Below are 25270 nucleotides of genomic sequence, written 5' to 3' on the forward strand. Positions count from 1 at the left end.
ATTGGGTATGTTCCCTCTTGCCGAAATCGGGAAGGAGCAGGTAGGCTCTACACGGGGTGGAGATTATTGAGTTGGCTGGCGATTTTCCCTTAACGGCACCACAAGTCGCTATTTGGCTCGATAATCGGTCCCGGCCAAACAAGGCAGCCTATAATCTCGCCGAAATCAATCGCTTCGACGGGCCGTTGCGTCCGGACCTCCTTCGGCGCGCGGTGCTTGCGGCCGATACCGAAGCGGATGCCTGCGCACTCCGAATCCTCGACATCGACGGCATCCCCCGCCTCAGGCTCGGAACCGTGGCCGGAGAGTTTCTGCATGTCGACGTGGCCGATGCCGGGGATTACGGCAGTACGCCGGAAAACGCCGCGCTCGCTGAATGCCGCGCCGTCATAGCACGCCCGTTCGATCTTTCCGGCGAGACGCTCGTTCGTCATCGGCTGATCCGGCTCGGCCCCGAGCAACACTGGTGGCTGCGCGTCAACCATCACCTCATCAACGATGGCTTCGGCAGCGCCGCGCAGGTGCGTCGTGTCGCCGATATCTATAACGCCTTGCTGCGAGGTTCGCCGCCACCGCCCTCATCGATGGGGCGATATCTCGACCTGATCGCCGCCGATGCAACCTATGCCGGTTCCGAGCAGTTCGCGAGGGATGCCGCCTATTGGCGCGGGCGCCTTCTTCAAGGGGGGACAGCCAGCCGCTTCCACCCGGGGCCATCCGTTACGGCCACCGATATGGCGCCCTTCTTTGTGAGCGATATCCCTTTCGGATTCATAGATGAGGTGAAAGCGTTCGCCACTTCGCTTGGAACGACGCCCTCGATCGTACTGCTGGCGGGTTACCTGCTGCTGCTCGGGCGCGCAACCGGTACGTCTTGCCCGGTCGCCGCCACACCGCTTCTCAATCGTCACGGTCGCATCGAGCGGAATACGGTCGGGCTCTGCACGTCGGTCGTACCGATCCATGCCCGGCTTGACGAAGCTGCGACCTTCGCCGACCTCGTGAAGCAGCTGTCCACCCGACTGCGCGCTGATTTCCGGCACATGCGAATGGGCGCCATCCATATGCGCGAAGCCTCCATCACGCCCTGGAGCGACGGCGACTCCAGGGCCGCGATCTTCAATCCGATAGATTTTCCTCGAGCGGCTTCATTCGATGGCCTGACCTCGATCCGCACGACGCTGGCCAGCGGCCCCGTGGATGACATCAGTCTTCATTTCGATTCCACGCACAGCGATATCGATGGGCGTCCTGCGCCCCTTGTCTGGCGCCGGAACCCTGACATCCATAGCGAGGCGGCCGTCAGTCGGCTATCGGACCGGTTCGTCACGCTGATGTCTTCGGCCATGGCGACCCCGGATGCGCCGATCGGCGACCTGCCCGGCACCGGCGGGCGCGAACTCGTCGAGATCGTCCGCTGGGAGAACGGTCCGGAGGCGGCTCTCGAAGATCGACCGGTTCACGAGCTCTTTCTCGAACAGGCAGCGCGCCGGGCAGAGGCCATCGCCATTGCCGACATGAATGGCGACACAAGTTACGGTGATCTTTCGGCGTTGGCTTGCGCCGTCGCCCGGCAGCTTGCCGACCAGAATGTCCTCCCCGAGGAACCGATCGGGCTGTGCTTGGCCCCCTCATCCCTGCAGATCGCAGGCTTTCTCGGCGTCCTGATCTCCGGCGGCGCGGCGCTGCCGCTCGACCCCATCCAGCCCCCCGCACGCCTCGCCACCATGATGGATGGCGTCGGCTGCCGGCTGATCTTGACCGACCGGGTCTCTCTGGCCGCCCTGCCGACCGATGGCGGACGAAGAGTCGTCGTCCTCGACGACCTCAAGCCGGGCATGCCGGAGGTACGCCGCACGGATGGCGCACGCTGGTCACCCGACAGGCTCGCCACCATCTATCACACGTCAGGGTCGACGGGCCGCCCCAAGCCGGTGGGTATCACCCACCGGGCGCTCGCGACGAAAATGCGGTCCCTGTCGGGTCTTTTCGGCATGACCGCAGACGAGACCATCGCCGTCACCTTCTCCATCGGCTTCGATCCATGGCAGGAGCAGGTGTTGTGCCCGCTTCTTGTCGGCGCGCGCCTGTGGATGCCTCCGCGTCTGCAAGTCATCGATGCGCAGGCCATGTGGCGGGAAATGGAGACACGGCGGGTTACTCATCTCAATCTCGTGCCGTCTATGCTGGCGAGCCTTTTGCCGACCGCACCGCATGGGGGCATGCCAGGCTTGAAGCGCCTTGTCCTGGGAGGCGAGCGACTGACGGCGGATCTGGCCCGCGAGGCGGCTGCGGTGTTGAGCCCCCCGGCAATCTGGAACGTCTACGGACCAACCGAAGCGACGATCGAAGCGACAGCGACGCTGGTCGATCCCACGGCAGGCGAGCCTGCCATCGGCCGACCGGTGCCGGGCTATCGGATTCGAATCCTTGACGCCGACGGTCGCCGCGCCCCGATCGGCGTGGTCGGCGAGATCGCGATCGGCGGTTATGGCCTGGCGCGCGGCTACCTGGGGCAGCCGGAGCAAACGGCCGAAGCTTTTGTCGACGATCCCTTTCTGCCGGGAGAGCGCCTCTACCGCACCGGTGACCGCGGCCTCTGGAGGGAGGACGGGACCATCGCCTATCGGGGACGCCTCGATGAGCAACTGAAAATCCGGGGCCAGCGACTGGAGCTTGGCGAGATCGAGACGGCACTGTCCGGTTTACCGGGGGTGGACCAGGCTGCCGTCCTTGTCGATCGCACCGGTGCCAGCACCCGTCTTGTCACCCATTTCGCTGGTACGGCCTCGCCAGCAGAGCTCAGGTCGCGGCTCGCTTCCCTGCTTCCCGCAGCGGCCATTCCCGACAGGTGGGTGCGTCATGCGCGCCTTCCCCTTCAGCCCTCGGGCAAAATCGACCGCGCATCGCTGAAGGCGGACGCATCCCCTGGAGACGAACCCGACAGTCGCGCGACAAGAGTCGCGCTCGCCGATCACGGCCGCCTCGCCACCATGCGACGCCTGATCACGTCGGTGTGGTCCGAACTCTTCGATCGCGAGGACATCGACCCCGATGCCAGCTTCTTCGAGCTCGGCGGGCACTCGCTCATGGTCCCCCAGGCACAGGCCCGCCTCTCGGCGGCGACCGGTCGTGAACTTACGGCGGTCGACATCTTTCGCTATCCCTCGATCAACTCGCTGGCTGGCTATCTCGCCGACGTCGATGCGTCGCAGCCGGTGGAGGCTAGAGATGAACCGGCGCAAGCAGTCGACAAGACCATTGCCATCGTCGGCATGGCATTCCGCCTGCCGGGGGCAGACGACCCGTCATCGCTCTGGCGATTGCTCGTCGACGGTCGTGCTCCCTTCACGAAAGCCGACGCCGACACAATGCGAATGGCCGGGATCGATCCGAAGCTTCTCGGCAACCCCTCCTATGTCGGCACCCAGGCCCGGCTCGACGACATTGCCGGCTTCGACGCCGGTGTCTTCGCCTACACGCCGGGCGAAGCCGCCACCATCGATCCGCAACAGCGCCTCCTCCTGGAGGTCGGGCACCACGCTCTGGAGGACGCCGGTTGCAACCCCAGCCACGAAGGACCGGTCGGGGTCTTTGCCGGGACCGGTTTCAACAGCTACGTCTTCGACAATCTGTTCGACCGTATCCACGGCCGGTTCGATGCCGAGCGCTACGCAATGGTCATTGCGTCCGACAAGGATTTCGCGGCGCTTCGCCTTGCCTACAAGTTCGGCCTGACCGGTCCGGCGATTTCGGTGGCCACCGCCTGCTCCACGGGCCTGACGGCTCTGACGCTGGCCGTTCAGGCCTTGCGCAGCGGTCAATGCAGGGCCGCCCTGGTCGCGACCGCCTCGTTGGGGCTGACCTCGGCTGGAGGCTACCACGCGGTCGAAGGCGGCATCGGTTCGCCTCGGGGGCGGTGCCGCCCCTTCGATACCGAAGCCGATGGCACGGTGGGCGGCAGCGGTGCCGTTGCGCTTCTCCTGAAGCGCCTTGCCGACGCCGAGGCCGATGGCGACTCCATTCACGCCGTGATCAGGGGCATTGGCGTCTCAAACGATGGTGCCGACAAGGCGGGTTTCACCGCACCCTCCGTTTCCGGGCAGACGGCCGCCATTTCCGCGGCGCTTGCCGACGCGCAAGTTGATCCCGCATCCATCGGTTTCGTTGAAGGACACGGAACAGGGACCGCCCTTGGCGACCCCATAGAGGTTGCAAGCCTCAACGAAGCCTACGCCGGTCTTCCTGCGGGCTCGGTGCTTCTCGGCTCGGTCAAGGGCAATTTCGGCCATCTCGATGCCGCGTCCGGTCTGGCCGGGCTTGTGAAGACGATCCTTGCCGTCCGAGAGGGAATCGTTCCGCCAACCGTCGGATTTAGGACGCCTAACGCCCGCGTTCCGTTTGCGGCCGGCCCGTTCCGCGTCAATGCCGCGCCCGAGGCCTGGCCAGCTCGCCCCGACGGAACGCCACGGCGAGCCGGTGTGAGTTCCTTCGGCCTCGGCGGGACCAATGTCCACGTGATCGTCGAGGCACCGCCTGTCAGGAAGAAGGCGTCGGATACGACAAAGGAACGCCCCGAAGTCCTCATCCTGTCGGCAGCGGACGGCGAAAGCCTCGACCGTTTGGCCGACACACTTGCCGGCCGCCTCGGCGGTACCGAAGACGCCCCCCCTCTCGCCGACACCGCCTTCACCCTTCAGTCTGGCCGGCGGCGGATGCCCCATCGCATGGCCGTGGTCGCGCGATCCTCCAAAGAAGCCTCGGCGAAACTCATGGATCGCCCCGGCCTACGTGGCGAGTGCCGCAAGGGGGCGCCGGGCGTCGCCTTCGCCTTTCCTGGACAGGGCACCCAGGCGCCAGGCATGGGCGCGGACCTCTACAGGACCGAGCAGGCCTATCGGGTCATTCTGGACGAGGCGGCCGAGCTTCTGGTCGGCACCGGAGCATCGTCGGTCCGAGACCTGTTGCTCGCTCAACCCGACGACGCAGATGCGGCTCGCCGACTTGCCGAGACGGCGCTGACCCAGCCCGCCCTGTTCGTGACCGAGTACGCCATGGCGCAGTTGTTGATCGGTTGGGGGGTGGTGCCGATTGCACTGACCGGCCATTCCATCGGCGAGCTGGTCGCCTCCTGCATTGCCGGAGTCATGTCCTTCGAGGACGCCCTCCGGCTTGTCGCCGCACGAGGTCGACTGATGGGGTCGACGCCACGCGGCGCGATGCTGGCTTTGTCCCTCGGCGAACAGGAGGCCCAGTCCCGCATCGCTGGACTTGGCGCCGAAGCAGCCGGTGGACTGTCGCTCGCGGCCGTCAACGGGCCGCGACAGTGCGTGGTGGCGGGACCAGAGGATGAGGTGGCGCGCGTCGAAGCGCTTCTTGGCGGGCGGCGACTCAACACCTCGCGCGCCTTCCATTCCTCCCTGATGGACGGCATCCTCGACGAGTTCGGCGACCTGCTGTCGCGCGTCCGGCTCTGCCCGCCCGAAATACCCTTCATCTCGAATCTGACCGGTCGGTGGATATCGGCCAGCGAAGCGACGGATCCGTCCTATTGGGTTCGCCATCTGCGCGGCACCGTTCGCTTTGCCGATGGCGTCAAGGAACTGGCAGCCGACGCCGGGCTTTTCGTCGAGATCGGACCGGGAGCAACCCTGTCACGCCTTGCGAGAGCCTCGGGCATTCCGGAGGCCGACGTCGTTACCGCGGCGCCACGTATCGGCGACGAAGCCATCGGCATCCGGGAAGCCGTGGCAAGGCTCTGGGTTCGCGGCATCGAACCCAACTGGTCGACCATCTCGCCCGGAGAGCGTCGCAAGGTTGCACTCCCCGCCTATCCCTTCCACCGTCGGCGCCTGTGGGTGGATCCGGCCGAGGGCGGAGGCGAGGGCGCTGCGCCGGAGGTACCCTTGGGGAAGATGGCCCCTCGGCCTTCAGCCCTGACAACCGTTCTTTCGGTTTGGAGAGATGTGCTCGGTGTGCAGGACGTCGCCGAGGATACCGACTTCTTCGCATGTGGCGGCGACTCCATGAGCGCCATGCGCGTTGCTTCGCGCCTCAGCGAAAAACTCGGCATGCCGGTCTCCACCGCGCAGGTCCTGACGGAGACCACGCCTCGCCGGCTGGCCAATCTACTTGAGGGAGCGCCCCTCGACTTGGAACGCGGAACGATCTGATGCACAGCAATCCAACCGGTTCCGGCAGTATCGAGACACTCCTTCTGGAGCTATCCGCCCTTGGCATCCGCTTGTGGGCGGAAGGCGACAATCTCGGGTTCGAGGCCCCGCCCGGCGCGTTCACGCCCGATCTCAAACAGCGCGTTCGCGAGGCGAAGGCCGATCTGCTGGCCCATTTCTCCGCCGACGCCATGCCTGCCCTGCTCCACGAGCTGTCGCCAGCACAGGAAGCCATCTGGCTTGCCCGTCTCGATCGGCCGGATGACGTGGCCTACACGATCATCTTTCCCGTCCCCCTGCCGCGTGTCGGCGAAGAGGTGGTGCGGCAGGCTGTTCAATACATTGTCGATAGGCACGAGGCGCTCAGAACGGTTTTCACAGAAAAGGACGGAAGGACATTTCAGCGGGTGCTACCGACCGTAGCGCCCGTTCTTCTGTTGCACGATTTCACCAATGCCGAGAATCCGAAGGCGACGGCCGAGCTGGTGTTCATCCGGGAGGCTGCCCGCCCCTTCGATCTCAGGAACGGACCGCTTGTCCGATTCCACCTGGCTCATCTCGGAGCGGATGGGGACCAACTCGTCCTCGCCGCCGATCATCTGATTCTCGATGGCATATCCTGTGCTGTCCTGTCGGCGGAACTGAGAGCCGTCATCGGCGATCTCCGGGACGGGCGCCACCCCGCGTTGCCCGCTATCGCGGTTTCATCGGGGCAACTGGCTCAACGGCGCCTCGATGCACTCGACGAGCGGCGCAACGCCATCCTCGAGGGCTTTTGGGGACCGCGCATCGCCCGCTTGTCCGAAAACGAAGAACTGCCTTGCGACGGCATCGCCGAAGGCGCCATCGATGGCCGTCGGCTCGTCGTCGAGCTTTCAGCGGCGACACAGGCGGCCCTGCGCAAGCTGGGCGCGCGGTCGACCATCAACACGCTGTGTTGTTCCGCCGTCGCCGCGCTGCTCGGGCGCTACAAGAACAGCGGGCTCGTTTCACTGGGAATACCCTTCTCCGGGCGCATCGAATCGGACTCCTCGTCGACGGTCGGCTGTTTCGCCTCGGTCATGCCGGTGATCATCGACGCGCTCTCGGCATCGACCTTCGGTCGTCTGGTCGAGTCTGTCGCCGAGGAGGTGTCGGCGGTGATCGACTATCAGGACATCCCCAACGCCCGCCTGCATCGGATGGCGATGGCGGCGTCGGCGCCGGCTCTCATCGACGCGGCCGTGGTCGTTGAAGAAGCCGCCTCGATAGCGTTCACCTACGAAGCCTCCAATGTCGGCACCGGCAAGTTTCCGCTGCTGTTCACATTCGAGCGAAGCGGCGCCAACGTTACCCAGCTCTGCATCGAGTACGATACCGGCCGGTTCGGCCGTCGGCGCATCGAACGCATGGCTGGGCACCTCGACCGGCTGATCCAGGCCGCAGCCGATCGGCCTGAAACACCTCTCGCCAAGCTGCCCTTGCTCACCGAGGATGAGGAGGCCGAACTCCGGCAGCTCAATGCCACCAGCCGCCCCTATCCCGCAGACCTGTCGATTTCCGAACTCTTTCGCAAGGTCGCCCGCCGTGAGGGCGACCGGCCGGCGCTGGTGACCGACGAGGCGATCATCACCTATGCGGACCTCGACCACCGCTCGGACGCGACCGCGCAGTGCCTGATCACCCATGGCGTCGCGCCTGGCGAGGTGGTGGGGCTGGCAACCGGTCGAGGGCCGGAGGCGATCATCGCCGAGCTTGCCATTCTCAAGGCGGGGGCCGTCTACATGCCCCTCGACGGAAGCATGCCTCCCGACGCCATCCGCCGGCTGATGGCGACCGCCGGGGCGACCCGCATCATCGCCGATACAACGGCCAGAGGGCGTCTTCAGGGACTTGAGGCCGCGTTTCTCGACATCGAGGGCGACGCCCCGGTATCGCCCTCGTGTCTCGAAGACATCATTCGAGGCGGTGACGATCCGGCCTACGTGATGTTCACGTCAGGCACGACTGGGGAACCCAAGGGCGTGCTCGTGCCACACCGCGCCATTGCCCGGCTGGTCATCAATACCGACTATGTTGCGCTGACGCCCGACGATACCGTGGCGCAGGCCGCGCCTCTCGGCTTCGATGCCGCGACCTTCGAAGTATGGGCTCCGCTGCTCGCCGGCGCCCGGCTCGCCTTTATCGACGATGAGACGCTCTTCGACCCGGCCGTACTGCAGGAAGCGCTGGTGCGCCATTCCGTCGATGTGATGTGGCTGACGGCCACCCTCTTCAATCGCGTCGCCGACGAAGAACCGGGGGCATTCCGCTCCTTGCGTCAGCTGATCTCCGGCGGCGAGGCGCTGAGCCCGACGCATGTCGCGCGCGTCATGGCGGCCTGTCCCGACCTTCGCCTCGTCAACGGCTACGGCCCTACCGAGAACACGACCTTCACGACCACGCACCCGATCAGCCAAAGCGATCTCGGCGCGTCGTCGATCCCCATTGGACGCCCCATTGCCAACAGCCTCGCCCTGGTGCTCGGTCGGGGCGGCATGCCCCAGCCGATCGGCGTCTGGGGGGAGCTCCATGCCGGCGGCGACGGCCTCGCGCTCGGCTACGTCGGCCGCCCGGACCTGACGGAACGAGCCTTTCCCGAGATCGATGGCCTACGCGTCTACCGCACGGGTGACATCGTGCGCTGGACCGAGAGCGGCGTGCTCGAGTTCGCAGGCCGGCGCGATGACCAAGTGAAGATCAGGGGGCACCGCATCGAGATCGGCGCCATTGAGGCCGTATTGTCGGCGCTGCCGGGCGTGCGCGACGCTGCCGTGCTGACGGTCGGCGAGGGCGACCGCCGACACCTCGTCGCCTTTGTGGCAAGCGGCGCGGCCGACATCGATCGCTGGCGCGCGGCCGTGCGCGACAGCCTGCCCGACTACATGCTGCCCGGCCGCTTCGTAGCGGTCGATGTCCTGCCGGCTTCCACCAACGGCAAGAAGGATCGCCAGGCCCTGCTCGCACTCGTGGCCGAACAGGAAACACCCACCGATGGGCGGGCCGCCTCGACGGATGCCGAACGACTGGTGGCGCGCCTCTTCGGCGAACTGTTTCCGGATACCACTATCGACGCCGAGGCCGACTTTTTCCGGCTTGGCGGCCACAGTCTGCTCGCCATGCGCCTCGCCGCCCGCTTGGAACAGGAGACTGGCGTCCGGCCAAAGATCCAAGGCCTCGTCGCAGCGCGCACGGTCGAGCGGATTGCCGAACTGCTCGAGGCATCGACGGGTTCGCTGCCACTGCCTAGGGCGGAAGGCCCCGACTTCCCCCTGTCGAGCGGTCAGGCCCGGCTGTGGGTATTGCAGCGCCTATACCCCGACGCCGCCGTCTACAACGTCTGCGGCGCGCTCGATCTCGAGGGTCAGCTCGACGTCCCAGCTTTGGAACGCGCCTTGACTGCGCTCGAAGACCGACACCATGCCCTCCGGCTGCGCATCGTGCGACGGCCCGACGACCCCGTAGGAGCCCGCCAGCGGCTGGTTCCTGCCGGCGATCTCCGCTTGCTCCAGACCGATCTCGGCAAAGAGCCAGATCCCATCTCCGCGGCCGACGCTCTGGCCGCCGCCGATGCGTCGATCGCCTTTCGCCTTGAGGACGAACCGCCGGTTCGAGCCCGGCTGATCACGCTGGGACCGAGCCACTGGCGCCTGGTGGTCTCGATCCACCATTCGGCCTGCGACGGGTGGTCGATGCCGATCCTGCTGCGCGATCTCGGCAGTCTCTATGCCTGCGAGCTGGGCCGGCCAGCACCACGTCTGCCGACGCTCTCGCGCCACTATGAGGACTTCGCCGTCTGGCAGCGCGGGTTCGTCGAGTCCGACGAGGGCCGCGCCCTGATCGCGCGCCGCGTCGCCGATCTCACGCCGCCGCCCGAACCGCTCGCCCTGCCGACAGACGGCCGACGGCCGGCGACGCAACGCTTCCACGGACGATTTGCCGCCTACACCCTGTCGGCCGAAACGACGCGGCGGCTGGACGAGCTCGCCGCTGCCGAGGACGCAACGCCGTTCATGGTGCTGCTCGCGCTTCTGCAGGCGCTTTTCCATCGATACACAGGACAGACCGACTTTGCCCTAGGAACCCTTGTGGCGGGGCGTGGACGATCGGAAACCGCCGATCTGGTCGGTTTTTTCGTTAACACGCTGGTGCTGCGCGCGCGTCTCGACCCCTGTCTCGCATTCCGAGATCTTCTGGCGACAACGCGGCGGGACTGCCTGGATGCCATGGCCGACCAGGATTGCCCGTTCGAGGCCCTTGTCGACGCGGTCGCTCCGGTCCGCGATCGCGGCCGCAACCCCCTTTTCGACGTGATGGCCACCTGGCAGGAAGGCGCCCCCGGAGTGCCCGAGCTGCCGGACGTCGCGGTCGGCCTGGTCGATGTGTCCTTCCCCTTTGCCAAGTTCGACCTCGCCTTCCATTTCCTGCGAGGCGTGGATGGTATCCGTGTTCAGGTCGAGCATGACGCCGACCTGTTCCAGCCGGAAACCATCGACGATCTGTACAGGCGACTGCTCCTCGTGGCCGACGCCGTTCTCGGCGACGCGGCCTGCCCATTGGGCGACTTACAGCTGCTCGACGAGGAGGAGCGGCGTCGCGTCATTGAGGACTTCAACGACACAGACTTCCCCCTGCCAATGCGCAGGACGATCCCCGAGCCGTTCATGGACATGGTCGCGGCAACGCCCGACGCTCCGGCGGTTCTCTTCGATCACGGTCATTTCGACTATGCCGGCTTTGCCGGTCGGGCCGCCGCCGTTGCCGACCGTTTGCGCGAAGAAGGGGTTCGCCCCGGGGAAGTGGTCGCCATCTGCGCAAAGCGATCGCCGGACCTGCTCGTCGGCATCCATGGCATCCTGATGGCCGGCGCCGCCTACGCACCGCTCGATCCCGATCATCCCCAGCAGCGGCGCGACGACATGCTCGCCGACCTCGGCGGTCCACTGGTGCTCGGATCGGCCGACCTTGCTCCCCTGTTTGCCGGGAGCCGCTTTGTCGCTCTCGGCGGCGATCAAATCGCCACTCCCGTGAGCGCCACCGCCTCACCCGACGATATCGCCTATGTAATCTTCACTTCAGGCTCGACCGGACGTCCCAAGGGTGCGGCGATAGAACATCAAGCCGTGCTCAACCGCATCCTCTGGATGCAGTCGACATTTCCCATCGGGCCGGGCGACGTTATCCTGCAGAAGACGCCGGTCACCTTCGACGTCTCCGTATGGGAACTGTTCTGGTGGTCGTGGGCTGGCGCTACCGTCGCGCTGCCGCCACCGGGAGCCGAAAAGAACCCTGAAGAGCTCGTCGCAGCGGTGGAGCGCTTCGGCGTCACCGTCATGCACTTCGTGCCGTCGATGCTGGCGGCCTTCCTCGGCTGGCTCGACGGTCATCCAGAAGAAGTCGGTCGTCTGCACCGGCTGAGATACGTCTTCGCCAGCGGCGAGGCACTGGACCTAGCCCAGGTCGAGCGCTTCAATCGGCTCCTGCACGCCGCACATGGCACCGAGCTTCACAACCTCTATGGCCCGACCGAGGCAACCGTCGACGTCACCTGGCAACCATGCTCACCCTGGGGCGGGGGCGACGTCGTGCCCATTGGCCGGCCCATCGCCAATACCCGGATCTACATACTCGACCCGGAGGGAAATTCGGCGCCGATCGGCCTGGCCGGCGAGATCCATATCGGCGGCGTTCAGGTGGCGCACGGCTACGTCAACAGACCCGAACTGACCGTAGAGCGCTTCCTTCCCGATCCGTTCCGGGCGGGCGGCCGGATCTATCGTACCGGCGACCTTGGCCGTTGGCGGCACGACGGCAGCATCGAGTATCTCGGCCGGATTGACCAACAGGTGAAGGTGCGCGGATTCCGCATCGAGTGCGGCGAAATCGAGCATGCGCTTGAGAGCCATCCAGCGGTGGAGCGGGCGGTCGTCGTTCCGGAACGAGTAGGCGGTCTCACCGAGCTGCACGCCTATGTCGTCTCGACTAGGCGACCCGATGTCGCCGAACTCAGCGCCCATCTCTCCCGCTCGCTGCCGGATTACATGATCCCGGCCCGCTTCTTTCACCTCGAGAGACTGTCTCTGACCACCAGCGGCAAAGTCGATCGCAAGGCGCTGTCCGGCAAGCCGCTCGACGAACCTACGGAAGCGGTTGTCACCTCTCCTGTCGAAGAGGCCGTTGCCGCCATTTGGCGCGGTCTCCTTCCGGACCGCAGTTTCGGCCCCGCCGACGGCTTCTTCAACGTCGGCGGCAACTCGCTGCTGGTCATCCGGCTGCACGAACAGCTCGATCAGCGTTGGCCGGGCGTGTTCACCATTGCCGACCTGTTCGGCGAGGCGACGATCGCCGCCCAGGCACGTCGTATCGCCGCATCGAAGGAAGCCGTGACCGTTCGCCAGACCGGCGCGACGGCCGGGCCGGTTGCCATCGTGGGCATGGCGATCCGTCTTGCCGACTTCGAGGATCTCGACAGTTTCTGGCGCGACATCGCCGGAGCGGACGACCGCGTCGCTCGCCTGTCGCCGAAACGGGCCGAGGACGCCCGGCGCCTGTTCGAGCTGATGGGGCGCGAGGCGCCCTCGGATTTCCGGGAGGCCGGTTACCTCAACGAGATCTTCGCCTTCGAACCGAGCCGGTTCCGAATGTCACCGATGGACGCAGCATTGCTCGACCCGGAGCAGCGCCTGTTCCTCGATACGGCGAGTCGGGCCCTTGACGACGCCGGCTATGGCGGGGCAGCGCTTCACGGACGACGTGTCGGAGTCTTCGTGGGTGGGGCTCCGTCCACCGTCTATCGCGACGCGATGTTGGGACTGCTCCCGGAGAGAAGCGAGCAGATCTTCATTCTCAACGTGCCCTCCAATATCGCGACCCGGCTCGCCTTCCTCAACGACTGGCGAGGACCGGCGATGGTTGTCGATACCGCCTGCTCGTCGGGTTTGACCGCGGTGCATCTGGCCTGCCACGCCCTCGCCGAAGGCGAATGCGAGGTCGCGCTTGTCGGTGCCGCCAAGCTGCTGCCGGTGCCTCCGGAGGCAGGCGGCAGGATGGCCATCGATTCCTCCACCGCCCGGACGCGCGCCTTTGCCAGCGACGCCGACGGAACCGGAATGGGGGAAGGAGCCGTGACGCTGCTCCTGAAGCCACTCTCGCGTGCGCAGGAAGATGGCGACCCCATACATGCGGTAATCCTCGGCAGCGCCGTCAACCAGGATGGCGCTTCAAGCGGCCTGTCGGCGCCCAATCCGGCCGCCCAGGCCGAAGCGATCCGGACAGCCGCCCATGTGGCCGGCATTTCCCTCGCCACCCTTTCCTATGTGGAAGCGCATGGGACGGGTACCGTGCTGGGCGATCCGATCGAGATCGCAGGCCTGACGAGCGCTTTCGCGGACCACACGGCGGAAGTCGGGTTCGCCGCCATCGGTTCGGTCAAGGGCAACTACGGGCACCTCGACGCGGCAGCGGGCATTCTCGGCCTCGCCAAGGCGGTGCTCTGCCTGCAGCACGATATTGCGCCGCCGCAGCCGTTCTTCGACGCGCCCAACCCGAAGATTGACTTCACGCGCGCGCCGGTCGTGGTCCCCAAAGCGATCATGCCGCTTGCCGATCGCGGCACGCCACGGCGGGCGGGCGTCAGCTCGTTCGGCCTGAGCGGCATCAACGCCCACGTTATCCTCGAAGTCCCTCCCTCAAGGGTACCAACCGTCATCGGAGGCCACTTCGTCATCGGTCTGTCGTGCAGCGAGGCAGGCCAGCTTCGCACTGCCGCCGAGACCTTGGCCTCGCGCCTCCGCCAGGGCAGGCCGCCCATCGCGGACGTGGCGCGCACCCTTGCCGAAGGGAGGGCCCATCTCAGACACCGCTTCGCCTTTGTCGCCACCACGCTCGAAGAGGCGATCGGCACGTTGACCGAGTTCGCCATCACCGGCCGCGGAGCGGTCACAGATATCGCGCCGACTCCAGGCCGTCGCCCAAGTCAGGAGAAGGCGATCGCGGCAACGCATGCCGAGGCGCAGCGCGCGGTCGCGGCCTATCTTGCCGGTACCGATCTCGTTTGGCCGTCCGACATGCCCGCCGGGCGCGCCCATCTGCCGCCGACGCTGTTTCACCGTGTTCCCTGCCATCCGGATTTCGGCGTCGCGCGACCTCGTGCACATCGAGCCACCGGACCGCTCGGCCGACCGGTGGCAACCCGCGACGGGTGGCTCATTCCCGTCGACTTCGGCAGTCCCGATTACTGGCCCGTCGCCGAACACCTGCTGAGTGGTCGGCCGACTCTGGTCGGCATGGCGCTTCCCGGTCTGGCGCTCGACGCCGCGCGAACGCTGGGCCTCGACGGTGACCTTGAAGTTCGCGCCTTGCGCTGGCGAAGGCCAGTCCGCCCCGACGAAATCTCCCCGCATGGCTGCAGTCTCGACATCCATGCCGATGGCGATGGCTGGATGCTATCGCTCGGAGCGCGGGTTTCGCCGGGTTCCGACTGGACGTTTCTCGCCGAGGCCCGGATCTCGCCGCGCCAGGGCACCATCAAACGGGTCGATCTCGCAGGATTGCGTGCCGCCTGTCCCTTTGTCGTCCCGGTAGCGCCCTTCTCGCCGGAGCAGGGTACCATCAGGGTCAGCGAACGCTGGAACCGTCGACTGGCCTGCTGGCAAAACGAGAGCAAAGACGAACTGCTGGCCGAACTGAAAGGTGGCGGCCACTGGGATCCGGCGTTGCTCGACGTCGCGGCCAGCGTCGCCCTCGATGGCCTGGCGCGCGTGCCGGTCGGCGCAGGCGCCATTCGGTTCTTCGCGCCGCCATCGCCGCGCCTCCTGGTGCATGCCCGCCGCCGTACTGGTCGAGACGATTTACTATCCGCCGACGTCGCTCTGATCGACCCCGATGACGGCCGGGTTCTTGCGGAGCTTGAAGACCTCAAGTTCGCGGTCCTCGGCAATCGGATGCGGGCTCCTGTGTCCATCCCGACCTGGATCTCGCTTCCCCTATCCGGCCAACCTCAGGCAGCGCCGATCCTGCTGCTGGGCGACGGCCCGCTCGCCGATCGCCTCGCCGACGGACTTGCCAGTTCTGGTCGCCTTGCCGGCAGAAACGGAACGCCGGCGAACGCCAGTCTCGTTCTCCTGGCTCCAGATCTTTCGGCCGATCCCTTCCGGCAGTCCATTTCCGTGCTGAGGACCCTTGCGGCCAATCTTCGCGCACCACTGCGCGTGATCGCCGTCGGCGAAGGCGCCTACGCGCGGACGGGCGAAGCCATTCGCCCCAACTCGGCCCTGCTCGCCGGTGCGTGTATCGCCTTCGCCCACGAAGAGCCCCTCATCTCCCTTCGCTACGTCGACCTCGACGAGCGGGTAAGTGCGCTTGCCGTCGCGGCCGAGTTCGAGTTCTTCGGTCCGAAGGATGCCATCCCGCTCGTGGTGGCGCTCAGAGGGGACGAACGCTTCGTGCGTCGCCTGGCGGTATTGCCGGACAGCACCAACCGGGTCAGGTGGCCGGAAAACGGCGTCTGCGTCGTCAGCGGCGGACTCGGAGGATTGGCGCTGTCGCTGGCTGAGGAGATGTCGGCAGGTGGTCAGGTGACTCTGGCCCTGCTCAGCCGAAGCGGCGATATCCGCGGAGAGAGCGAGGAGGCGGCCAGTCGGAGGAACCTCCTGGCCAACCTCGCAAAAAGGGGCATCCGCCATCGTATCTACACCTGTGACGTTTCCAACGTGGATGCGGTGTCCGCTTGTCTCGCGACCATCCGCGCCGAACTCGGCTCCATCACCGCCGTGGTGCACGCTGCCGGGATTGCCGATGGCGGTTTCCTCGCCATACGCCCGGATGCCGACATGGCGGCCGTGCTGGCGCCAAAACTCGACGGTGCCCGCCATCTCGATGAACTGACGCGCCAGGATCCTGTCGAGGCCTTTGTCCTGTTTGGCTCCACTACCGGGCTCGTGGGCGCGCCGGGACAGGTCGCCTATACGGCTGCCAACGCCTGGACCGACGCTTTTGGCGCCCAGCTCCGGGCAGAAGGGCGCCCGGCGCTGGCCATCGACTGGTGTCGACTTGCCGAGGTCGGCATGGGCGCGCGCTCCAAGCTTGCGGTATCGGCCGAGACCACCATCACGCCGGCCACGGCGGTGGCGGTGTGGCGCCGCGCATTGGCTACCGGCTCGCCGCAGGTCGTAGTCGTCGACCCGTCCTTCGACACGCAGGCCGCTCCCCAGCCGCAGCGGAAGGCCGAAACACCAGCCCAACCGAAGCCTGCCGGCGATGCGCTCGAAACCGCGCTCGCTTCGATCTGGGCCGACGTGCTCGGTTATCCGTCGCTGACGCCAAGCGACGATTTCTATGCCCTCGGAGGCGACTCCATTTCGGGCATGCAGATCGTCGAGCGCATTGTCCGCGAGCTCGGGCTTGCCGCGACGTTGCCGGACATCCTCGGTTCAGCGACGGTGGGCAATCTCGCCAAGGTGCTGCGAGGCAGCAAGTCCGAAGCTCCGACCGACGCACCAGAGGCAACCGAGGCTTACGATTACCCGGTCGGCTTCGAACAGGTCGGCGTACTCAACGCCGAGGCCGCCGCCGACGTGGGCACGGCCTACAACCTGCCCAATCTCATTCGTCTTCCCGACGACCTCGATGTGTCCACAATCGAGGTGGCGGTCACCGCCCTGATCGCCCGCCACGACATCTTGCGCAGCCGCTTTCTCCGATCGGCCGACAACTGGCGGATGGAGGTCCTGCCGGCGGGTCCATTCCATCTGCCACAGGTCGACTTGACCGGCGAGGTCGATCCCTTCGACGCCTGCCGTCGGCGAGTGACGCGGTTCGATCTTCTGGACAAGCCACCGGTCCGTCTCGAGCTGGTACGAGCTACCAACTGGCAGGCCCTGTTCATCGATATCCATCATGCCCTGGCCGACGGACTGTCGATCGAGCTTCTGGCCGGCGACCTGTTGCGCCTTCTGAGGGGAGATGCCCTGCCCCCTCTGGCGCGCCAGCTCAAGGACTTCACCCGCTGGAGTACGGACGGGGCGGGCAGCCGGCAACGGGAAGAAGCGCGACGCTACTGGTTGGAGCGCTTCCAGGCACCGCTGCCTCTGATAGACCTACCCGCCGACCGGCGCCGGCCGCCTGTCCAGACCTTCCGTGGTTCGATATCCAGTCTTGAACTGTCGCCCGTCACCGCCGCCGCGCTGCGCGCCTTCGCATCGCAACAGCGCGTGACGCCCTTCACGGTGATGCTGACCGCCTGGATGATTCTGATCCACCGGCTGGCCAATGCCGCCGATGTCGTCATCTCCGTGCCGGCCGACCGGCGCGACGACGGCGGCTTCTACGGCACGCCGGGCATGATGGCGACCTTGCTGCCGCTGCGCGAGACGCTTGTGCCCGACATGCATGTCGGCGCCTTGCTCGAACGCGTCCATGCCGACCATGCCGACGCCTTGCGCCACCGGGCTTACGGATTGGGCCAGTTGCTCGCCGACCTCGCCCCGCCGGCGGCACCCGACCGAACGCTGCTGTCCGAAGTGACGCTGTCCTACATGAACTTCGCCCAGGGTTCCGGCGATGGCGGCGCACTGACCATCTGGGGCCTGGCGCGAGACGCCTGCAAGAATGATCTCGCCATCTTCGTTCGCGATCTGCCGGCGGCGATATCCCTGACGATCGAGTATTATGCCGATCTCTTCGATGCCGAGCGCATGGAGCGGCTCGGTCGCAGCTTCTCCGTGCTGTTGGAAGCGCTGGTCGCCTCGCCGCCCGGCACGCCCATCGGCCGCTTGCCGCTGCTGCCCGCCGACGAGCTGGAGCGGATCCGGTCGTTCGAAGAGGGCGCATCGCCAGAGCTGCCGCGCGGCATCGGCCTCTACGATCTGTTCAGGCAGCAGGTGGAACAGCGGCCGGACGCCGCCGCCGTGGCCGATGCCGAGGGGGAACTCAGTTACTCCGCACTGTTCCGGCGAGCCAATGGACTCGCAAAGGCTCTTGTCTCGACCGGTGTCGTCCCGGGAGACCGGGTTGCGATCCACACCGACCGCGACGCCAATCTCGTGGTGGCGGTGCTGGGTGTGATCGCTTGCGGCGCCATCTACGTGCCGCTCGACCCGGAGTACCCGCCCGCCCGCCTCGCCCTGATCACCTCCGATGCCGGCTGCCGACTGGCCGTGGCCGGCACAACCACCGGTCCGGTTCTACGCAAGCTCGGAATCGGGGTGATAGACGTGGAGGAGGCGCGCCTTCTCGAAGCCGACGAGCCGCCGGACATTCCGCGGCCGGCCGATGCCGGATCGCAACCAGTCTATCTGATGTACACCTCCGGTTCGACCGGGGTCCCGAAAGGCGTACTGGTGCCGGCGCGCGCCGTCATCCGTCTTGCGATCGGCGACGACTATGCCGAGCTCCGCCCGGGGGACAACGTCCTGCAGGCCGGTAGCCTCGCCTTCGACGCCTCGACCTTCGAAATCTGGGGCGCCCTGCTCAACGGTGCCCGCATCTGCGTCGCATCGCGAGACGACCAGCTCGATCCGGCACGGATGGCCACAGCCATCCGTCGCTTCGATGTCGACGCCCTTTTTCTGACGGCCAGCCTGTTCAACCGACTGATCGAGCACGATCCGTCGGCCACGAGAGGCGTCAGAGCATTCCTGTCGGGCGGTGAGGCCATGAGCATGCCGCACATCCGCCGCGCATTCGAAGCGGCGAGCGACGTCCAGTTCTACAATGGCTACGGACCGACCGAGAACACCACTTTCACCAGTATGCATCGCGTTCGTCGCGAGGATCTCGACGCATCGTCGATGCCCATCGGTCGTCCCCTGCCCAACAGCTCGGTGCGGATCCTCGATGCGTCCGGCAACCGGATGCCGATCGGCGCCTGGGGAGAGCTTCATGCCGGTGGCGACGGTCTTGCGATCGGCTACTGGAACCGGCCGGATCTCACGGCCAAGGCCTTCGTCGAGCCAGCGGACGAGCCGGGCACCGTCCTCTATCGCACGGGTGACCTCGCACGATGGCGCGCCGACGGCGTAATCGAGTTCGGCGGTCGCGCCGATGCCCAGGTCAAGATCCGCGGCTTCCGCATCGAGCTCGACGAAATCGAGCAGGTCCTTCAGGCGTGCCCCGGCGTCATGCCGGCCGCCGTCGCCTTTCTCCAGAAGGGAGCAAACGAGGGCCATCTCATCGCCTGCCTCACCGAGCGGCGCGATCGCCCACCCCTCGCCGACATCAGGGCATGGCTTGCCGATCGTCTGCCCAGCTACATGATCCCTGCCTTTTGGTACGAGCTTTCCGAGCTGCCGCTCAACAGCAACGGCAAGACGGACCGCCAGAAGCTGCTGGCCTTGATCGACGACCTTTCGCCGCTGTCGGCAAGGGGTGAGGGCGACATCGAACCGCCGAGGGGGGAAGCGGAGACGCTTGTCGCCGACATTCTCACGGAGGTGATGGGACAGCCAGTCAACGATCGGAGAACCAGCTTTCTGGACCTTGGCGGCCACAGTCTTCAAGCGATCCGCATCGTCAACCGGCTGGCCGAGCGGACCGGCGTCCGGCCAAGGATGGCCGATTTCTTCGCCGAGCCAACCGTCGCCGGGCTCGCCCGACTGATCGAAGGAGGCCAGAGCAAAGACATCATTGCGACGGCACCGGTCCTAGACGTTTATCCTGCCAGCCACGCTCAACAGCGGCTTTTTCTTCTCGACAGCATGGATCGGGGCTCAGCGGCCTACAACATCGCCTTCGTGTTCCGATGCCGGGGAGACCTGGACGTCGCCGCGTTCAGGCAGGCGCTGGGCGCGCTGATAAACCGGCATGAGCCGCTACGCACCGGGTTTGACACGATCGACGGCGAGATCGTCCAGCGCATTGCCGTCGGAGTGGAACCGCCCGTCGCCGTGGACGACCTGCGGCAGGCAGCCGATCCGATCTCGGAAGCGGTCACCCGCGCACGGCGCGACATCGCAACCCGCTTCGATCTCCATGAGCCACCGCTTCTCAGGGTACGGCTTGTCCGGCTGACCGACGACGACGTGGTGCTGCTTCTCCTGCTCCATCACATCGTCGGCGACGGCTGGTCGTCGCGCCTTCTGGCACGCGAGCTGTCGGCCTTCTATGGCGCAGCGCGAACCGGACGAAGCGAGGCGCTTCCTCCCCTGCCGATCACCTACAAGGACTTCGCCGTCTGGCAACGAGGTCGCGACTGGAGCGCGGCGGCCAGCTTCTGGCGGAATCGCCTCGACGGCGCACCCGATCGCATCGTGCTGCCTAGCGAGCGGCCGCTTTCGGACATCCAGTCCTATCGGGGTGGAACCAGCCGGCTGACGGTGCCGGAGACAACGCTCACCGCTCTCCACCGGTTTGCACTTGATCGTCGCATCACCATGGCCGCCGTAGGGTTGGGGCTTTTCGCCGCCCTCCTCTATCGCCTGACACGCCAGACCGATCTGGTAATCGGCATGGGCGTCGCCGGCCGCGACCGTCGCGAGTTGGAGGGGCTGATCGGCTTTTTCGTCAACGTGCTGCCTCTGCGTCTGCATCTGGACGAGGACACCGAGATGACGGAACTGGTCGACGCGGCGCACGGCGCCATCCTCGAGGCGATGGAGCATCGCGACTATCCTTTCGACCTTCTGGTGCGCGATGTGGCGCCACAACGCCGCTCGAACCGCCAACCGCTGGTCAACGTCGTCTTCGAATATCAGCGCTTCGATGCTCTGGCCGACGAAATTCCGGATGGTCTGCCACTCCGACCGGCGGAAGCCACACCGGATCGCCTAGACGAGGAACTCGCCCCGCTGATCGATACAACCACGGCCAAGCACGACCTCATCCTCTACTGGCAAGAGAGCGGCGTTCGGGGTGAGCTGGTCATGGAGTACGATACCGATATCGTCGACGCCGGTACCGCAGAGCGCTGGCTCGGCTATCTGCTTCGCTTCTCGGAAGCCGTTGCTGCCGAATGGAAGCCCAGGGAGAGTGGTTCGTGAAGATCGGCGACCTCGACTTTGAGACGACCAAACTGGAACATGGCCAAGCCATGCCGAACACCGCGATCGAGACAATCGGTTCGGCCTTCGAGGCAGAGGCGGCGCGCCATCCGTCACGCATAGCGGTGACCGATGAGGATGGCTGCGCGACCTATGCCGAGCTCGCGGCCGAAGCCAGGCGCATCGCCGGCTTCATCACTCGGCTTGGCCTGCCGCCTGAGACGCCTGTCGGCGTCATGTTCGGCCGCAACCGCCGCTTCGTTGCCGCGGCGCTCGGCGGACTGCTCGCCGGCGTCGCCTATGTGCCGATCGACCCGCTGCTGCCCTTCGAGCGGCGGCGGCGCATCCTCGACATCAGCGCCGCGCCGCTCCTGATCTCCGAGGCAGCGTTCTGCCGTGACATCCACCGCCTGCAATGGCGGTGCCCTGCCCTTCGCGACCTCTTGATGGTCGACGCCGAGAGGGTGGACGAGATCGTCGAAAAGGCCGGCGTTATGATGACCGGCGAGCTCTGGGACCATCTGGCCGGCGACACCGCCGACGATACAGCGGCCGGCGGCTGGAAGAGCGCCTTTACCGGTGAGCCCCTGACAGACGCCGCCATGGCAGCCTTCGGAGACAACGCTCGACGCAAGACGACACCACTTCTGGCTTCAGGCGGCAGCGTTCTTGAAATCGGCTGCGCTTCGGGGTTCACGATGCGCCATGTGGCTCCGCGGGCCGGGCTCTATGTCGCTACCGACATTTCCCGTCGCAATGTGGAACGCGTCGACACCTGGGCGCACGCCCACGGCCTCGGACAGGTGACGACCCGCCAGCTACCGGCCCACGATATAGATGTCTTTCCGCCAGCGAGCTTCGACCTGATCGTTCTCAACAGCGTCATCGAGAATTTTCCCGGCTTTTCCTATCTGCGGCAGGTTCTGGACAAGGCGTTGGCCCTGCTCAAGCCCGGCGGCGCCATCTTCGCCGGCAGCATCTGGGATCTCGATCGCCGCGACGCCTATGTCGGCGATCTCCATGCCTTTGCCCGCGCGCACGCCGGCGAGGGACTGAAGACGCTCTTGGACTTTTCCGAAGACCTGTTCGTGCCACGCTCTTTCTTTGAGGATTGGGCCGCCGAGCGGGGCGGCAAGCCGAAGCTTGCCTTCAGCCCGGTTGAAGCGGAAGGTTTCGAGCCGGCCTCATATGCCTATGACGTCGTGGTCCGGTGGGAGAATGAGCCGGACGTTTCCCCCACCGCCAGCAAGTTCCGCCATGGTTCCGCGGAGCTGGATACCCCCACCGCCGCGCTGCCCCGTCTGACGCCGGATCGACTGGCCTACGTGCTGTTTACCAGCGGCACCACCGGCGATCCGAAAGGGGTGATGATCGAGCACCACTCCGTGGTCAACCTGGCACGGCACGTCGCCGACAGCCTGTTCGCGCTCTTGCCGTCAGACCAAGGTCTCAACGTCTCCTGCGTGTCCTCCTTCGCATTCGACAGCTCGGTCAAGCAGATCTTCGCCACCCTCATCAACGGGCACACGCTTCACATCGCCGACGACGAGACCAAGAGGGACCCGACCAGGCTGAGGGCCTTCATAGAGGCGCGAAAGCTCGATCTCTGCGACATGACGCCCAGCCTGTTCGCCATGCTGGTCGACCATCTCGTCGATGCGGGCACCGCGAGCTCGGCGCGCCTATTCCTGCTCGGTGGCGAGGCGGTCCCGCCCGACCTGCTGAGGCGCTTCTATGCGATCGCCGGCCATGGCGACTGCCGCGTGGTCAACGCCTACGGCCCGACCGAGACCTGCGTTGCCGCCTGCCAGCACGTGATGACGTCGGTAAGCTGGAGCCAAACGCTGCCGCCGCCCATTGGCCAGCCGATCCATGGCGCGGTGATCGATCTCTGCGACAAGACCGGGCGGCCGGTGCCCGACGGGGTACCCGGCGAGCTCCGCATCGGCGGTGCTGGTGTCGGACGAGGCTACCTCAACGCGCCGGAGCAGACGAGCGCGCGATTCGTCGGGTCCGGCGCTGACCGCCGCTATGTGAGCGGCGACATGGGCCGCCGCCTTCAGAACGGTCTGATTGCCTTTCTGGGACGCGTGGACCGACAGGTGAAGATCCGAGGCAACCGCATCGAGCTGGGGGAAGTCGAGGCGGCCATCGCCGCCCATCCGCTGGTGCGTCGGGTAGCAGTGACGACGTACGATCCGCACGGCGGCGGCACTCCTTCGCTTGTCGGCTACGTGGTGCCGCGCCCCGGCTTCGATATGGCAGACTGCAAGGCCGAGCTCGATGCCCGCCTGCCGCCTTTCATGGTGCCATCATGGCTGATCTCCGTGGAGGATATTCCGCTCAACCGCAGCGGCAAGCTTGACGAGTCCCGCCTGCCAGCACCGACCATGGCTGCTTCCGCCCAGCCGGCACGCGCGCCGACCAGCGAAACCGAACGCCGACTCGCCGCCATCTGGTCCGACGTTCTCGGCGCCGACGTCATCGACGCCGAAGCCGATTTCTTCACCCTGGGCGGGCATAGCGTCCTCGCCGTGCGGATCGTCGCGGAAGTCCAGCGCGTTTTCGGCTTGCGGCTGCCGCTTGCCGATTTTTTCGCCTTCCCGACGCTCGCGCAGCTCGCGTTTCGCATCGAGGGCCGCCGTCGCGACGAGGAGTGGCAGCCGGTCGTCGCTCTCAATGCCGGGGGAACGCAGCCTCCGATCGTCTGCTTCCATCCGGTGGGTGGCAACGTACTCTGCTACCAGCCGCTTTCGGAACTGCTCGGCCCGGATCAGCCGCTCTACATGGTGCAGTCCTACGGACTTGAGGAAGGCCAGCCGTTGCTTGCCTCGGTCGAAGAAATGTCATCGACATATCTTGCCGAGATACGGGAGCGCCTGCCCAAAGGACCGCTGGTCATGGCCGGCTGGAGCTTCGGCGGGCTTCTCGCCTACGAGGCGGCCCAGCAAATGCTGCGTGTCGGCGGCGACGTGCGGGCGATCCTGCTGTTCGACACGGTGGCCGTTCCCGACCCGGTGCGCGATCTCCTGCGCAAGGATGAGGCCGAGTATCTGGCTGCCCTGTTCTCCGAGCTCGGCATCGTCGATGCCGACACACTCCGCCCGCTGACGCCCGATGCGCGGCTCGATCTTCTCGTCGAAAGAGGAAAAGGCTCGCACCTGCTGCCCGACAGCACCGATCGCTCGGGCATGCGCCGGCTGCTGGGCGTATTCCAGAACAACGCGCTCGCTGCCGTGCGCTACAGACCGTCCAGGTGCGAAACACGGAACGTCCTGCTCGTTCGCCCAAGGATTCCGACGGCGGCCGCGCCCGGCATCGCCGGGGACGACAACAACGGCTGGAACGACGTCGTGGCGGGTGGCGTCGACCTGCGCTGGATCGACGGCACCCACGGGCAAATGCTTCAAGCGCCGCACATCACCGAACTCTGTGCCCATGTGGCGGACTATCTGGCTCGGACTGGAGTTTTACTCTCCGATTCCTGACGACGCGGAGAATGCTATGTTATTCATGCCACAGGCTAAAAGTTGTTTTTCTTGAGTAGAGTTCCGAGAGCTCTCGTCGACCCTTAGCCAAACCCGGTTTGAAGTTACGAAGGAACATCACTTACTGGGGACGAGGTCATCAGCTTTCACCTCAAGCGTCGCCCTTTTCGGAAAACAGTAGTTCGATCCGGAGGGAGACAGCTCCTCGTCGCATGTTAGGTGCGGACTACCGCCCCCCGATGTGAACCTGCAGTGCAAACTATCTGTTTTTTAGGCGCAGGATAGACATACCAAAACAAAACCCCAGCAACTCGTTGAGTTTGCTGGGGTTTATAGTTGTTTGGTTGCGGGGGCAGGATTTGAACCTGCGGCCTTCAGGTTATGAGCCTGACGAGCTACCGGGCTGCTCCACCCCGCGTCAAGCGCCGTGTTTGCGGCGACGGGCGGTATATAGCGGCTTGCCGGCGAAAGGGAAAGCCCCGTCAGGCATTTTTTCGACTAAATAGACAAGCTTGCTCGAAAAAACGGAGGCGACCTTCAGAAAACCCCGGAAATCCGGGATTCCGCCGATGAGCCGTTTGCTATTCCATCCAGTGGAAAGCAGGCCTGCGCTCCG

At 65.9% G+C, this 25270-nt stretch carries 3 protein-coding genes and 1 tRNA gene; 3 read left to right on the forward strand and 1 reads right to left on the reverse strand.

Annotation, left to right across the window (positions count from 1 at the left end; genetic code table 11):
* Positions 1 to 56: 56 nt before the first annotated feature.
* The 3 genes from M4J40_RS15100 to M4J40_RS15110 are packed head-to-tail and all read left to right on the forward strand — an operon-like array spanning position 57 to position 24654.
* Entirely contained in the window at positions 57 to 6173 is a 6117-nt protein-coding gene (locus tag M4J40_RS15100) for a non-ribosomal peptide synthetase/type I polyketide synthase (RefSeq protein WP_251755086.1), read from the forward strand.
* A complete protein-coding gene (locus M4J40_RS15105) occupies positions 6173 to 21166 on the forward strand; it encodes a non-ribosomal peptide synthetase (protein WP_251755088.1) in 14994 nt (4997 codons plus the stop codon). Before M4J40_RS15100 ends, M4J40_RS15105 begins: the two co-directional genes overlap by 1 nt.
* The gene (locus M4J40_RS15110; RefSeq protein ID WP_251755090.1) at positions 21163 to 24654 is read left to right on the forward strand and encodes an AMP-binding protein; all 3492 of its coding nucleotides are present in this window, start codon (positions 21163 to 21165) and stop codon (positions 24652 to 24654) included. The genes M4J40_RS15105 and M4J40_RS15110 overlap by 4 nt, the downstream gene beginning before the upstream one ends.
* 341 nt (positions 24655 to 24995) lie before the next feature.
* On the opposite strand, the gene M4J40_RS15115 is transcribed toward M4J40_RS15110, so the two are convergent.
* Positions 24996 to 25072 (reverse strand) — tRNA-Met (locus tag M4J40_RS15115).
* Positions 25073 to 25270 lie beyond the last annotated feature (198 nt).

It is taken from the genome of Pleomorphomonas sp. JP5 (assembly GCF_023721815.1).
Lineage (GTDB): Bacteria > Pseudomonadota > Alphaproteobacteria > Rhizobiales > Pleomorphomonadaceae > Pleomorphomonas.